Origin of the sequence: Pseudomonas fuscovaginae SE-1 (assembly GCF_000364705.1) — a bacterium.
GTDB classification, from domain to species: domain Bacteria; phylum Pseudomonadota; class Gammaproteobacteria; order Pseudomonadales; family Pseudomonadaceae; genus Aquipseudomonas; species Aquipseudomonas fuscovaginae_A.
Genome location: NZ_AQOH01000121.1, coordinates 18,115 through 32,021, shown reverse-complemented (window position 1 = coordinate 32,021; position 13,907 = coordinate 18,115). Strand labels below are relative to the sequence as shown.

At 63.0% G+C, this 13,907-nt stretch carries 12 protein-coding genes and 1 pseudogene; 3 read left to right on the top strand and 10 right to left on the bottom strand.

Annotation, left to right across the window (positions count from 1 at the left end; genetic code table 11):
- Window positions 1-420 precede the first annotated feature (420 nt).
- On the top strand, window positions 421-1,401 hold the full coding sequence (locus K675_RS0112715) for an arsenic resistance protein (protein WP_017903899.1): 981 nt from the start codon (window positions 421-423) through the stop codon (window positions 1,399-1,401).
- 7 nt (window positions 1,402-1,408) lie between these two features.
- On the opposite strand, the gene K675_RS0112710 is transcribed toward K675_RS0112715, so the two are convergent.
- Both K675_RS0112710 and K675_RS0112705 read right to left on the bottom strand, forming a co-directional pair.
- Window positions 1,409-1,807, bottom strand: a complete 399-nt coding sequence (locus K675_RS0112710; protein ID WP_020481051.1) for a hypothetical protein — start codon at window positions 1,805-1,807, stop codon at window positions 1,409-1,411.
- Between the two features lie 224 nt (window positions 1,808-2,031).
- Complete coding sequence (locus K675_RS0112705; protein ID WP_017903897.1) at window positions 2,032-3,477, bottom strand: SulP family inorganic anion transporter; 1,446 nt, start codon at window positions 3,475-3,477, stop codon at window positions 2,032-2,034.
- 197 nt (window positions 3,478-3,674) lie between these two features.
- On the opposite strand from K675_RS0112705, the gene ggt reads away from it, so the two are divergent.
- The gene (gene ggt, locus K675_RS0112700; RefSeq protein WP_017903896.1) at window positions 3,675-5,402 is read left to right on the top strand and encodes a gamma-glutamyltransferase; all 1,728 of its coding nucleotides are present in this window, start codon (window positions 3,675-3,677) and stop codon (window positions 5,400-5,402) included.
- A gap of 46 nt (window positions 5,403-5,448) precedes the next feature.
- Here ggt and K675_RS0112695 read toward each other — a convergent pair whose 3' ends face one another.
- The 8 genes and pseudogenes from K675_RS0112695 to rtcR form a co-directional block, all read right to left on the bottom strand.
- Window positions 5,449-5,973 carry a DUF2867 domain-containing protein gene (locus K675_RS0112695; protein WP_017903895.1) on the bottom strand — a complete coding sequence of 175 codons (525 nt, stop codon included), beginning with the start codon at window positions 5,971-5,973 and terminating at the stop codon, window positions 5,449-5,451.
- A 58-nt stretch (window positions 5,974-6,031) separates the two neighbouring features.
- Window positions 6,032-6,337 carry a hypothetical protein gene (locus K675_RS34155; RefSeq protein ID WP_017903894.1) on the bottom strand — a complete coding sequence of 102 codons (306 nt, stop codon included), beginning with the start codon at window positions 6,335-6,337 and terminating at the stop codon, window positions 6,032-6,034.
- Window positions 6,332-6,659: pseudogene (locus tag K675_RS34150) on the bottom strand (dolichyl-phosphate-mannose--protein mannosyltransferase); the annotation flags it as partial. The gene K675_RS34155 and the pseudogene K675_RS34150, both read right to left, overlap by 6 nt.
- Entirely contained in the window at window positions 6,613-6,741 is a 129-nt protein-coding gene (locus K675_RS33905; protein ID WP_017903892.1) for a hypothetical protein, read from the bottom strand. The pseudogene K675_RS34150 and the gene K675_RS33905, both read right to left, overlap by 47 nt.
- Window positions 6,738-8,417, bottom strand: a complete 1,680-nt coding sequence (gene arnT / locus K675_RS0112675) for a lipid IV(A) 4-amino-4-deoxy-L-arabinosyltransferase (protein ID WP_017903891.1) — start codon at window positions 8,415-8,417, stop codon at window positions 6,738-6,740. Before arnT ends, K675_RS33905 begins: the two co-directional genes overlap by 4 nt.
- A 287-nt stretch (window positions 8,418-8,704) precedes the next feature.
- The gene (locus tag K675_RS0112670) at window positions 8,705-9,388 is read right to left on the bottom strand and encodes a histidine phosphatase family protein (protein WP_232434425.1); all 684 of its coding nucleotides are present in this window, start codon (window positions 9,386-9,388) and stop codon (window positions 8,705-8,707) included.
- A 282-nt stretch (window positions 9,389-9,670) separates the two neighbouring features.
- Entirely contained in the window at window positions 9,671-10,114 is a 444-nt protein-coding gene (locus K675_RS0112665; protein ID WP_017903889.1) for a CBS domain-containing protein, read from the bottom strand.
- A gap of 174 nt (window positions 10,115-10,288) precedes the next feature.
- Complete coding sequence (gene rtcR / locus K675_RS0112660) at window positions 10,289-11,896, bottom strand: RNA repair transcriptional activator RtcR (protein ID WP_017903888.1); 1,608 nt, start codon at window positions 11,894-11,896, stop codon at window positions 10,289-10,291.
- A gap of 203 nt (window positions 11,897-12,099) precedes the next feature.
- Here rtcR and K675_RS0112655 point away from each other — a divergent pair, with 203 nt between their 5' ends.
- A complete protein-coding gene (locus tag K675_RS0112655; RefSeq protein ID WP_017903887.1) occupies window positions 12,100-13,647 on the top strand; it encodes an RNA-binding protein in 1,548 nt (515 codons plus the stop codon).
- Window positions 13,648-13,907 lie beyond the last annotated feature (260 nt).

Genomic DNA, 13,907 nt, shown 5'->3' with positions numbered 1-13,907 from the left:
CCCCCGGGGGGGGGGGGGCAGCACTCTGCGCAGGGGCCGGCGGGTAACGGGCAAGCGGGCCGTCGTGAGCGCTGGCTGGCTTGCAAGCAGGGAATGTTCATGTCCGGAGTACCCTCCAGAGTGGATTCGGGATCGCATCGACGAGGTCGGTAATCTGCTGTATCGCAAGACATCTGATAATGGGCCGGTTCCTTGATGGGCTTTCAAAGCCGGATTGAAAGTGACGGGCCGGTGCTGCTGACGCACGGCTTCGCCGAAAGGAAAAGGTGCGCTCCAGCCGCAAACTGGCCACGGTGCCGGAGAAGGTCGCCGGCAGGTTCCTGATCGGCCTCGGCATCCGTGTGGCGGTCCAGTGATTCCCGCTCGACGAATGTCCCGCCGTTGCATAGGCTTACGAGCTTTTGCAGCAGGGGACGTGGCTTGAATCGGGACACACTTGAGCGCAACCAGATACCGCTCTACTTCGTCGCGGTGCTGATCGCCATACTGGTCGGGCTGATGGCCCCCGGCGTCGCCCGGGGCCTCGATGCCCTGGTGACGCCGGCGATCGCGGTGCTGATGTATGCGATGTTCCTGCAGATTCCCTTTCTCGGCTTGCGCCGCAGCCCTGGTCGCAAGGGCTTCATGTCGGCGTTGCTGCTCGCCAACTTCGTGCTGGTGCCGTTGCTGGCCTGGGTCTTGAGTCGTGGCCTGGTGGCGCATCCGGCGATTCTGCTGGGGGCGCTGCTGGTCCTGCTCACGCCCTGCATCGACTATGTGGTGGTGTTCACCCACATCGGCCAGGGCGATTCGCGGCGGATCCTGGCGGCGACCCCGATCCTGCTGTTGCTGCAACTGATACTGCTGCCGGTCTACCTGGCCTGCATGCTGGGGGGGCAGTCTGCGGTGGTGATAGCGATGGAGCCGTTCGCCGAGGCGTTTCTGCTGCTGATTGTCGCGCCGCTGTTGCTGGCCGTGACGACCTCGGCACTGGCCCGGCGCTCGCAGGCCGTGGCGCTCTGGAGCGATGTCTGGGCCTGGCTGCCGGTACCGGCGATGGCCGCGGTGCTGGTGGCGGTGATCGGTTCGCAGATCGCCGGGGTGGTGCGCGATATCGAGCAGCTTGCACCGCTGCTGCCGGTGTATCTCGGTTTCCTGCTGCTGGCGCCGTTGGCGGGTGCCCTGGCCGCGCGCCTGTACCGACTGCCGGCGAGTGCAGCCCGTGCCGTGGTCTTCAGTGCCTCGACGCGCAATTCGCTGGTGGTGCTGCCGCTGGCCCTGGCCTTGCCCGAGGAGATCCGCAACCTGGCAGCTGCGGCCGTGATCACTCAGACCCTGGTCGAGCTGGTGGGCGAATTGATCTATGTTCGTGCCATTCCGGCACTGGTCTGGCGCGGCCGCGCCGGCGACTCCCGGAACTGAGTTCGTTCTACAACTCCTCGATGGCGGCACGGATCTGATTAGCGACCGGCTGCTCCAGCGTGCTGTAGAGCTGGGCCAGGACCCGGCCGCTTTTCGAGCGGTAGACATGGGGGCCAGCCAGGGCCCTCAAGGCATGAAAGTGCTCCTGCAGGTGGTCGCAGTATTCCCGGGTTTCGCAGACGAAGAATTGGCCACCCTTGGGCGCGATGCTCGGAAATACCACTTCCACCCGTTCCTTGTAGGTGTTGGGCAGCAGGCTCAGGGGCTTGCGCTGCGGGTAGCTCACGGCCCCGAAGGGCACCCCGTTGGCTTTCAGGGCGTCCAGCACCGCGTTGGCGGTTGGCGGGGTGTCGCTGCCGCAGGCGACCAGGGGCAGGCCGGCGATCATCAATAGAAGGGCTTTCATCCTGACATTCCTTGTTCCATGGCGCTTCTTCCATCGGTGATGGCCGATGGAAACCGACAGCCGGGCAGGCTGTTTCCGTCTTCGCAGATTGTGCAGGTGAGTCGCCTTCAGGGTTGTCAGTCTTGTCCCGATTTTTCCCAGCCATGATTCCGCTTGTTGTCAGCCACTTCGTGGGTCGGGCCTGAGCGAATAAACGCCGCGGCGATTGACCCGATGTCAGGCGTCTATCCGTGCTGCACTCCGGCCCGCTTGAGCAATTGCTTGCAGCGCTCGGACAGGTGTTCGACCCGCAGGTGCTTGCCGGATTTGGCATAACGATCCCGCAGGCTTTTCAGGGCGGCGATCGCCGAGTAGTCGACAAAGCTCAGATGGCGGCAGTCCAATACCACGTTCTGTGGGTCGTTGGCCGGGTCGAAGAGGTTCTGGAAGGGCGTGGTCGAGGCGAAGAACAGCGTGCCGTGCAGGCGGTACAGCTTGCTGCCGTCGGGTTCGTCGTGGGTATCGGCGTACAGTTCGCGGGCGTGCTGCCAGGCGAAGTTCAGCGCGGCGATGACGATCCCGCACAGCACCGCCGTCGCCAGGTCGGTAAACACCGTGATCACCGTGACCGCGACGATCACCAGCACATCGTTCAACGGCACCTTGTTCAGTGCCCGCAAGGAGGCCCAGGCGAAGGTCTGCTGGGACACCACGAACATCACCCCCACCAGCGCGGCCAGTGGGATGCGTTCGATCAGCGGCGACAGGAACAGCACAAACAGCAGGACCATCACGCCGGCCACCACCCCGGACAGCCGGCCACGGCCACCGGAGCTGAGGTTGATCACGGTCTGGCCGATCATCGCGCAGCCGCCCATGCCACCGAACAGGCCGGAGACCATGTTGGCCAGGCCCAGCGCCGTGCATTCGCGGTCCGGGTAGCTGCGGGTCTCGGTGATTTCGTCGGTGAGATTGAGGGTCAGCAGGGTTTCCAGCAGACCGACCAGGGCCATCAGCACCGCATAGGGGGCGATGACCTGCAGGGTTTCCAGGTTCCATGGCACTTTCGGCAGCGCTGGCAGCGGCAGGCCGCCGGCGATATGGGCCATGTCGCCCAGGGTGCGGGTTGGCAGGCCGCACAGGTAGACCAGCAGGCCGACGCCGAGGATCGCCACCAGTGCCGGCGGTACGGCGCGGCTCAGGCGCGGCAGCAGGTAGACGATCGCCATGGTCAGTGCCACCAGCCCGAGCATCATGGCCAGCGGTTCACCACTGATCCAGTGTTCGCCATCCTTGAACTGCTCCAGTTGTGCCAGCGCGATGATGATCGCCAGCCCGTTGACGAAGCCGAGCATCACCGAGTGCGGCACCATCCGCACCAGCTTGCCCAGGCGCAGCAGGCCGAAGGCGACCATGATCAGGCCACCCAGCAGCACGGTCGCCAGCAGGTACTGCACGCCGTGTTGCACCACCAGGGCGACGATCACCACGGCCATCGAGCCGGCGGCACCGGAGATCATGCCCGGTCGACCACCGAACAAGGCGGTGAGGGTACAGATGATGAACGCACCGTACAGGCCCATCAGCGGGTTGAGATGGGCGACCAGGGCAAAGGCGATGCACTCGGGCACCAGGGCGAAAGAGGTGGTGAGTCCGGCCAGGACATCAGCGCGTAGGCGGGCGGGTTTCATGGTGTACCTGAGGTAGGGGCCAGCGGGGGCGAGCGAGGCGTCTATGAAAGGCGGGGAATGTTACGGAAATGTAACCGGTCCTGCAAAAAACTCGGTCATTGGCACTAGGTGAATCGTGCCTCAGCGACTACCTTGGTAAAGGCCCGCGCAGACAGGAGTCTGCGTTTCCAGCAAATAAGAAAAAGAGAAATCGGCTCATGAAATTCGAACCCCTTGCGCGTACGCTGCTGGCGACGGCGCTGATTCTGGCTGTTAATCCTGTTCATGCCGCATCCCAGGCACCGGTCGCCGGGGAGAACGGCATGGTCGTCACCGCGCAGCACCTGGCCACCCATGTCGGTGTCGATGTACTCAAGGCCGGCGGCAATGCGGTGGATGCCGCAGTGGCGGTCGGCTACGCCCTGGCGGTGGTCTACCCGGCGGCCGGCAACCTCGGTGGTGGCGGTTTCATGACCGTGCAATTGGCCGATGGCCGCAAGACCTTCCTCGACTTCCGCGAAAAGGCGCCGCTGGCGGCCACGGCCAACATGTACCTGGACAAGGACGGCAACGTCATCCCTGACCTGAGTTCGAAAGGGCACCTGGCGGTCGCCGTGCCCGGCACGGTTTCGGGCATGGAACTGGCGCTGGAAAAATACGGCACGAAAAAGCGCGCCGAAGTGATCGCCCCGGCCATCAAGCTGGCTGAAGAAGGTTTCGTGCTGGAGCAGGGCGACATCGACCTGCTTCACACCGCCACCGATGAGTTCAAGAAGGACATCCACGATTCCGGCGCGATCTTCCTGAGCAAGGGCGAGCCGATGCAGGTCGGCGAGAAACTGGTGCAGAAGGACCTGGCGAAAACCCTGCGGGAGATTTCCGAAAAGGGCAGCGACGGCTTCTACAAGGGCTGGGTCGCCAAGGCCATCGTCGACTCGAGCCAGGCCGGCAAGGGCATCATCACCCAGGCCGATCTCGACAACTACAAGACCCGCGAGCTGGCCCCCATCGAGTGCGACTATCGCGGCTACCACATCGTCTCGGCGCCGCCGCCCAGCTCCGGCGGCGTGGTGATCTGCGAGATTCTGAATATCCTCGAAGGCTATCCGATGGAGCAACTGGGCTACCACTCGGCCCAGGGGCTGCACTACCAGATCGAGGCCATGCGTCACGCCTATGTCGATCGCAACAGCTACCTGGGCGATCCCGATTTCGTCAAGAACCCGGTGGCGCACCTGCTGGACAAGGCCTATGCCGAGAAGCTGCGGGCCGCGATCGATCCGCACAAGGCGGGGCTCTCCAAGGATCTGAAGCCGGGCGTGGCGCCTCATGAAGGCAACAACACCACTCATTACTCGATCGTCGATCAATGGGGCAACGCGGTGTCGGTGACCTACACCCTCAACGACTGGTTCGGTGCCGGGGTGATGGCGAGCAGGACCGGGGTCATCCTCAACGACGAAATGGATGACTTCACCGCCAAGGTCGGCGTGCCGAACATGTACGGCCTGGTGCAGGGCGAGGCGAACGCCATCGCGCCCGGCAAGACGCCGCTGTCGTCGATGAGTCCGACCATCGTCACCAAGGACGGCAAGACGGTCATGGTGGTCGGCACGCCGGGCGGCAGCCGGATCATCACCGCGACCCTGCTGACCATCCTCAATGTCATCGACTACAGGATGAACATTCAGGAAGCGGTGGATGCCCCGCGGTTCCACCAGCAATGGCTGCCGGAGGAGACCAATCTCGAGACCTATGCCGTGAGCCCCGATACGCAGAAGATCCTCGAAGGCTGGGGGCACAAGTTCGCCGGGCCGCAGCCGCTGAACCACCTGGCGGCGATCCTGGTCGGCGCACCGTCGCTCGATGGCAAGCCGGTGGGCAAGAACCGCTTCTACGGTGCCAATGACCCACGGCGCAATACTGGCCTGTCGCTGGGCTATTGAAGACTGGCCCCTGGCGTGCGGTCTGTGCGTCGGGGGTGTCGCGGGTTCAGTGGCGGCTGGCGTTTCTCAGGGTGATGGGCACGATCAGCCGGTGAAACGGCGCCACCGGCAGCATGTACAGGCGGCCCAGCAGATTGTGCGTGTGGACCACCGTCGACAGCGTCAGGGTGCGCGTTCTCTGCGCCGTGACCGGCGAGCGATGCAGGGTCAGGTAGACGTCGAGGTGCTTGTCGCAGTCGGCCAGCATCACCTCATCCGGCTGATTGGAAATCAGCGTGAAGATTCCCACGCGATCGTTTTCCCGGTAGTCGGCGTCCGCTCGCGACAGGTCGATACGGGTCAGGCGTCCGAGGTCCTTGAGCCCGAACAGCCCTACGATACGGTTGCGCAACTGCATCAGCCCGTCGATCCAGGCCGGTGTCGTCGACATCATGTTCAGGGCATGGCGCAGCGCCGTGCGGTCGAGGCGATCATCGCTGATGCACTGGCTATCGATGAAATCGGCATTGGGCAGGAAACGGTTGATGGATGAGTCGGGGGGCACCGGGCAGGGGTGCACGCTGGGCTTCATCAGTGGCGATCCTTGCAAAAAATGAATGGGGCTCCGAGTCGCCTCGGGAGCCCCCACTCTATGTGAATCCGCAGGTTCGTGCACCGCCGCTCGATTCGCTAGTGGGGGCGCCCCTCGATTTCCAGCGGGGGAGGTATGCCACACGACCATCCTCGCGGTTGTGGGCCAGGCGCGCGCGATGGGTGGGTTGGGTCACCACGACGTCATGATCGGCTGCCTGGTAGTTCTGCCGCAGGCGGTCACCGGCCTTGAAGCTGGTGACGATCAGCGTTCGTGTCGGGGCCCGGCGACGGCCGCAGGCCTTGCCGGCGGCGCGCTTCTCATCCAGGCGCCGGGTCACCCGCCAGGCTGCCAGCAATCCCATGTGGTCGAAGGTGTCGAAGAAACGGACGACATTTCCCTGAGTACCAGAGCCAGCCCGCTTTCCCCGTAGGTCGGCGAACCGTATAGGTTCGACAGTACGAAAGGTACGGCATAGAGCGCGAGGGCAATCAGCAGTCGTGGATTGAAATGGCGTTTCCAGCGGCCTTCAGGGGCGGCGGCAGCACCAAACCCGGCAGGACGAAGCCGATCAGGCTCTTGGGCTGGGAGGTCAGGGCCAGTATCAGGAAAAACACCGTGTAGCGCCCCAGGCGCGTGTCATCCGGGCCGCGCCAGTACCACCAGGCGGTGGCCACGCGAGCCCAGGCCCAGCGGGTGCAGCAGTGCCGAGACGCCCAACAGCAGTGTCAGGGCGCCTCTGTCGGTCGTCCAGTAGCCCAGGCTCATGGTTGCGTCTGTGGGAAGATGAGGATCTCGCTGTCGCCTTTCCTGTAGCGTTTGCCATCGGGTGGCAGTAGCCCGATTTCTTCCATTTCCGCAGTGCCCTTGACGCGCATGACGACTCCTACCGAACCCTGTCTGCGTGCTTGGCTCATCCACTGCCCGATGTTTTCGAGCGTGACCTGGCGCCCCTGCGCATCAGGGTAATCCAGACCATATTTCAGTTCGCCAGCGGTGTTGAACAAATCGACCTGGGGGCGTTGCAGGCGCCAGGACAGTGCCGCGGCGGTCCCCAGTTCGTTGCTCAGCAGGCGATTGGTCTGGCGCAGCTCGTCCAGGTGCTCGGCGATGAACTGGTCAGGCATCTTGTTGCTCACCACGCTGGCCGGCATGCCGGCTGGCAGCAGGGTCACCAGCAGGGCGATGCCCAGTGCCGGCATAGCCCAGAACGCTACAGGACGCAGGACCTGCAATGCGTTGGTGATGATCCAGACCATCAGCATGATGAACACCAGCGACAGGCTGAAGACCTCGGCATGGCTGTTGGCATAGACGGAGCGGGTCGTCCGCAGCACGATCAGCACCACCAGTGCCACCACCCCGAGAGTCAGGTTGAGCACGCCGTTGAGGCGCAGTGCACGACCCTCGGCGCGGGTGACCCGGTCGATCAGCGCATTGCCCATCATCAGTGCCAAAGGCAGTAGGCAAGGCATGATGTAGGTGGGCAGCTTGCCTCGGCTCAGGCTGAAAAATACCAGTGGCAGGGCGAACCACAACCACAGGAAACCGATGCCTGCCTGGCGTCTTTCCTGCCAGGCCTGCTTGAAGGTCGGCACCAGCAATACCGACCATGGCAGGCACGACACCACCAGCAATGGCAGGTAGAACCACCACGGCTGGGCGTGCTGGGCGTTGTTGCCGGCAAAGCGCTGGATGTGCTCGTGCCAGAAGAAGAAATTCCAGTAGTCGGGTTCCTGGGCGTTGACGGCCAACACCCAGGGCAGCGCGACGGCCACCGCGACCACGACCGCGATCGGGCCGCAGCGCAGCAACTCACCCAGGCGTCGTTGCCAGAGCATGTAGGGCAGGGCGATCAGCACCGGCAGCAGCAGAGCCAGGAAACCCTTGGTCAGGAAACCCATGCCGCAGGCCAGGCCCAGCACGGCCCAGGCCGACAGGCGGTGGCTGCGTGGCTGGTTGTCGGTCGCGAACCAGAAGGCGACCAGGCTGAGGTTCGACCACAGGGTGAACTGGGGATCGAGGTTGGCGTAGCCGGCCTGTCCGGCGACGAGGCCGAAACTCATGAACAGCAGCGCCGAGGCGAAGCTCTTGCGTGGATCGTTCCACAGGCGGCGGGCGATCAGGTAGGTCAGCAGGATGCTGAGCCCGGTACTGACCGCCGAGGCGATGCGTACGCCGAACAGGTTCTCGCCGAAGATCGCCTGGCCGATGGCAATCATCCAGTAGCCAGCGATGGGTTTCTCGAAATAACGCAGGCCCATGAAGTGCGCAGAGGTCCAGTTGCCGCTCAGGAGCATCTCCTGGCTGATCTGGGCGTAGCGGGTCTCGTCGGGAATCCACAGACCGTGAAACAGCATCGGCAGCAGGTAGAACAGCCCGAAGGCGAGGATCAGCGCCGGTATCGACCAGCGCTTGAGCGTCGCGGGGGAGAGGTATGGCATGTGAGCGTTCATGATTCGGCCTTAGCGGTGCCTACCGCCACAAGGGTTTGACCGGGATTCGCGATTGCGGTTGTTCGCCCGGTAACGCTGCAAGTCCCAGGCACACGCCTGCCCTCGCGGGCTCAAGTGCGCGAGAGGACTTGAGCCCGTGAGCGGCAAAGGCGATAGGGGATGGATCTGGCAGCGAGCGGGGCTTCAACGGAAACGGGTGAAGCAAGATGCATTCAACTGACGGCCATGTTCCATGGTCGTGATGTTTAAAATTGCAAAGCGCCGTTACAGGTCGTTCATATTTTCATGCTGAGCGCCGTCTGCCAGTCCTCGGCATTCAGGATTCCCAACATTTTCAACTGGCCGTCGGCCCCCACCGAAACGAACACGGAGCTGGTGTATTCGCTCTTGGGGACATGTCGATAACCCAGCTGTTTCTCAAGGTCATCGATGCAGCCGCTGTGGGTTACCAGGACCAGGTTGCGATGCGCGGCCTTGTGGGCGAGAGCATCCTGGCCCAGCGCCGCTCCGCAGCTCACCAGCCAGTCTGCCGTTATTGCGCTCTTGCCGAACATCGCTTCGGCAGTCTGTACGGTACGGGTGGTCGGACTGCTCAGCACGTCGGTGTTGTTCATGCCGACTTGCTGGAAGGCCTTGCCGACATCCGCTGCGGAGCGATTGCCCAGTTGGGTGATGCCATCTTCTGGGCCCAGGCATGGGTTGCTTGAGCGATCGCACCGCTCGGCATGGCGCACCAGCACGATGACATCCCCGGTTTTCCATTGGGCGTAGAGGCCAGCGCTGTGCATATGGTCGCGCACTGCCAGGTCGAGGGGCGACTTGGGCCACAGGACAAAGCCGGTTGCCATCAAGGCTACCAGGGTCATGCCGATCGCCAGCAGGGTTGACTTGACGCGGGGCTTGAGGGGCTGCGGCGGCACTGACTGAACGGCACTAAGGATAACCACGGATTCACCCATTGGCTGGTCTGACAACTAGGAAGGGCATCGCCCCGGCAAATGACAGTCGTGATCAGGCGGCCTACAGCGATACCGATAACGATAATGGGAATTTAAAGAGGAGCAGGTGGGCGCGAAGTGAAAGTGTTGTGAAAAATTTGGAAGTGCGATTTGCCCTGCGTTTTCGGGTGCCTGGGCAATATTTTTGAAATATTCATGCGGGGGATTTGCAGGGTATCTGCTTCATGGCGATGCCGATCAGTGGGGTGATCGGCATCGGTATCGAAGTAAAGGGACGCGGCGTCATTCGCCGCGGATATACTGTTCCAACTGATTGATCAGGTTGGCCTGTTCGGCAATGGCTTCCTTGACCAGGTCGCCGATCGAGAGCAGTCCGATCAGTCGGCCGTCTTCCACCACCGGCAGGTGGCGCAGGTGCTTTTCCGTCATGATGGCCATGCAGCCCTCGACCTTCTGGTGCGTATCGACGGTGATCACCGGGGCATTCATGATTTCGCTGACCTTGGTCGTGACCGAACTCAACCCGTGCAGGATTACTTTGCGGGCATAGTCGCGTTCACTGATGATGCCGACCACCTGGCCACTCTCGTTGACCACCGGCAGGGCACCGACGTTTTTCTCGGCCATCTTGATCAGTGCCTCGAACACGGTGTGATCGTTGCGGACGGTATAAACCTCCTGGCGCTGGCTACCCTTGAGTTTCAACAGTTCTGCGACGGTCTTCATGGATGGCTCTCTCTTGCGTTTTTCATGTGGTTCTTGTGTCGCGGCCACACTCCATGGCGACCGGTCTTACAGAATCGTAGACTGATACCGCGAAGATGATGCGGAAAGCGGCCTGCAGACGCGAAAAAACGTCATTTCCCGTGGTTGGGGTCACCTTTCTCCAGGCTGGCCGTCTTACCGATTGTCGTTCAGCTGCTTCCAGTCCAGCTCGAAACGGGCCAGGTATTTGCGCAGGCGGTCGGCATCGTTCGGGTTGGCCTTGGCTTGCCGGGAGGCGTTGAACAGCTGTCGGCCGGCATCCGAGAGGCTGCTGGCGCGGCGGCAGACGTCAATCACGGCGTTGAGCTGCAGGCGGTCGAACAGGTCCATGTCGTCGGCACGTTCGCCGAGCAGGTGGCCCACGCTGTCCGCTGCGTCTACCAGACCCCAGGCCCGGCGCAGGCGGGCGATTTCTTCCTCGACCTGGGCTTCGTCGATGCGCCCGCTGTCGGCCAGGGTCGCCATGCGGGTGATCGAGGCCGACAGCTCGCGGAAGTTGCCCAGCCAGCTGGCTTCGATGGAACTGGCAAAGGCCAGGTAGCGCCGTCGCGCCTGGATGTTGAAGCGTGCCAGGTGGCCCTGCTCGCGGGCGTGGCGCTCCAGTTCGAAGTCCAGGTTCGGCTCGATGTCTTCGCGACGGTCCGCCAGGCCGGGCAGGTCGAAGGTCCACAGGTTGATACGGGCGTACAGGTCTTCCCGGAACAGGCCTTCGACCACCCGGTTGCGCAGGTCGCGGTGGGTGCCGGCGATGATCAGGAAGTCGCTTTCGACTTCCTTGTCCGAACCCAAAGGGAAGAAGCGTTTCTCCTCGATGGCCTTGAGCAGCATCGCCTGCTCATCCAGCCCCAGTTCGCCGATCTCGTCCAGGAACAGCAGGCCGCCATCGGCCGCCCGCAACAGGCCCTCGCGGCTGTTCTGGGCGCCGGTGAACGCGCCCTTGGTGTGCCCGAACAGCGCCGACATGGCGCCATCGCCGCGCAGGGTGGCGCAGTTGACTTCGACGAAGCGGCCCTCGACCTGATGCCGGTTGCGCTTGAGCTCATAGATGCGTCGGGCGAGGAACGACTTGCCTGCACCGGTCGGGCCGATCAGCAGCATCGGTGCCTTCGAGCGTACCGCCACCCGTTCGATCTGCTCGATGGTCCGGTTGAAGGCGGCATTGCGGGTGGCAATGCCGGACTTGAGAAAGGCCAATCCCTCCAGTTGCCTGTCGCTGAAGCGCTTGGCGATCCGGTCGTAGCGCGACAGATCCAGGTCGATCAGGGTGTGGGTGCCGGTGACCCGTGCCTCTTCGTTCAGGCGGCGAGCCGGGGACGTCTGCACCAGGCGCGCCGGCAGGTAGCGTGCCTCGGTCAGCAGGAACCAGCAGATCTGCGCCACGTGGGTGCCGGTGGTGATGTGCACGAGGTACTCCTCGTGCTCGGTATCGAAGTGATAGGCGTTGGTGAAATCGTCCAGCGCGCCATAGACCTCCTCGAAATCCCAGGGATTGCGCAGGTGCATCGGGTGCAGGCGCACTTCGGTTTCCGGTGAAACCTGCTGGATGTCGCTGCGGATTCGCTCGGCCAGGCTGACATCGCGGGCATCGGTGCCATGAATCAGTTCGAAACGATGTACCAGCAGATCGGGTTGCTGGCACAGGCCGATGCTGGGCCGCCAGTGGCCCCAGCGGTTGGCGCCCTTGCCGACGCGATCAAGGTTGGAACCGATGAAGCCGATGGTGACCGTGCGCTTGCTGGACATGTTTATCTTTATGGATAAATGGCGATATCCAATGATAAATAAAAAATGAAGCCTCGTCAGGCTATCGAACCGTGTTTTTCCTGGGTTAAATATTTTTTTCAATAAAATCAAATAGTTAAAATTTATTGGGTGAATTTTCAGAACCTGGCACGTGCTCTGCAATATCTCTGGCAACGAACGAAACAACAGAGCGAGAAGCCAAGATGGCCAACACCCAGCTGTTCCAGACCCGCACCCAGCCTGCGGCCTGCGACATCCACAATGCCTCCGGCGCCGTGGCCTACGCCTATACGGCGCGCCATGCCCTGGCACAGTTGGCGGTGACCGGTTGCCTGAACCAGACCTACCATGCCAGTGCGCAAGGCCAGTTGGAGGCGGTGCTCAAGCGCGTCGCCGAGGTCGACAGTGCCTTCGTTGCCAAGGCCGCGATCTACGCTCGCCAGCAGGGTCACATGAAGGACATGCCGGCCTTGCTGCTGGCCGCCCTGGCGGCCCAGCGCTCGACCATGCTGCCGGTGGTGTTCGCCCGGGTGGTGGACAGCGGCAAGATGCTGCGCAACTTCGTGCAGATCCTGCGCAGTGGGGCCACCGGGCGCAAATCGCTGGGTTCGCAACCCAAGCGCCTGGTGCAGCAGTGGCTGAACAGCGCCAGCGAGCGCCAGTTGTTGCAGGCGTCGGTGGGTAACCAGCCGTCGCTGGCCGATGTGCTGAAGATGGTTCACCCCAAGCCGGCAGAGGCTTGGCGCGAAGCATTCTTCGCCTGGGTGATCGGCAAGCCGGTGGCGGTCGATGCCTTGCCGCCGCTGACCCGCTCGCTCCTGGAGTTTCGCGCCGGGGCCAGCCGGCAACTGCCGCAGGTGCCATTCCAGTTGCTGGGCAACGAGACGCTGGACTCGCAACAATGGGCGCAGTTGACCGTGACCACGGGCTGGCAGGCCCTGCGGATGAACCTGAACACCCTGGCTCGCCACGGTGCCTTCAGGGTGCCGGGATGTACCGGGACGGTGGCCGCGCGGTTGTCGAACCCGGAGGAGGTGGCCAAGGCGCGGGTTTATCCGTACCAGTTGCTCGCGGCCTACCGGATGATCGGCGAGGATGTGCCGCCGCAGATAGGTGAGGCGTTGCAGGATGCCCTGGAGCTGTCGCTGGACAATGTTCCGGCCTTGCGCGGCACGGTGGTGGTCTGCCCGGATGTCTCGGGCTCCATGCACAGCCCGGTCACCGGTTATCGCCAGGGGGCGACCACGGCAGTGCGGTGCATCGATGTGGCGGCGCTGATCGCCGCCGCCGTGTTGCGCAAGACGCCCCAGGCGCGGGTGCTGCCCTTTGAGAACGAGGTGGTGAAGGTGCAACTCAACCCACGCGACAGCGTCATGAGCAATGCCCAGAAACTCGCCGCCGTTGGCGGTGGCGGAACCCGCTGCTCGGCGCCGCTGGCGCAGTTGGTTCGCGAGCAGGCCAGGGTGGATACGCTGATCCTGGTCTCGGACAACGAGTCCTGGATCGATGACCGCCGTTACGGCGCCAGCGAAACCCTGGTGCAGTGGGAGCGCATCCGGCGGATCAACCCCGATGCGCGGCTGATCTGCATCGACCTGCAGCCCGGGGCGAGCACCCAGGCGCCGGATCGGCCGGACATCCTGAATGTCGGCGGTTTCAGTGACGCGGTGTTCGATGTCATCGACCAGTTCACCGCCGGTACCTACGGCGCACGACACTGGGTGAAAGTGATCGACGAACTGTCGATATGAATGAAGGCAAACCCGTTCAGCCCTGATGGGCTGAGCACCACACTGTTGAATTTCGCGGCAACCGAATGCCGGTGGGACTACATCCAAAGACGTCTCATCACCCTCTTGTCGGTTGCCACGAAAGGTACGAATGCCAGTGGCTGTACATCTGAATGCCGGTCTGAATCCGGCCCGTGGCAACACGGATCAGTCACTTCCCTTGTCGTACCACCCATTTTTGATGATTTACCCGGCGAATGCTGGTGGAACTACATGGTCGC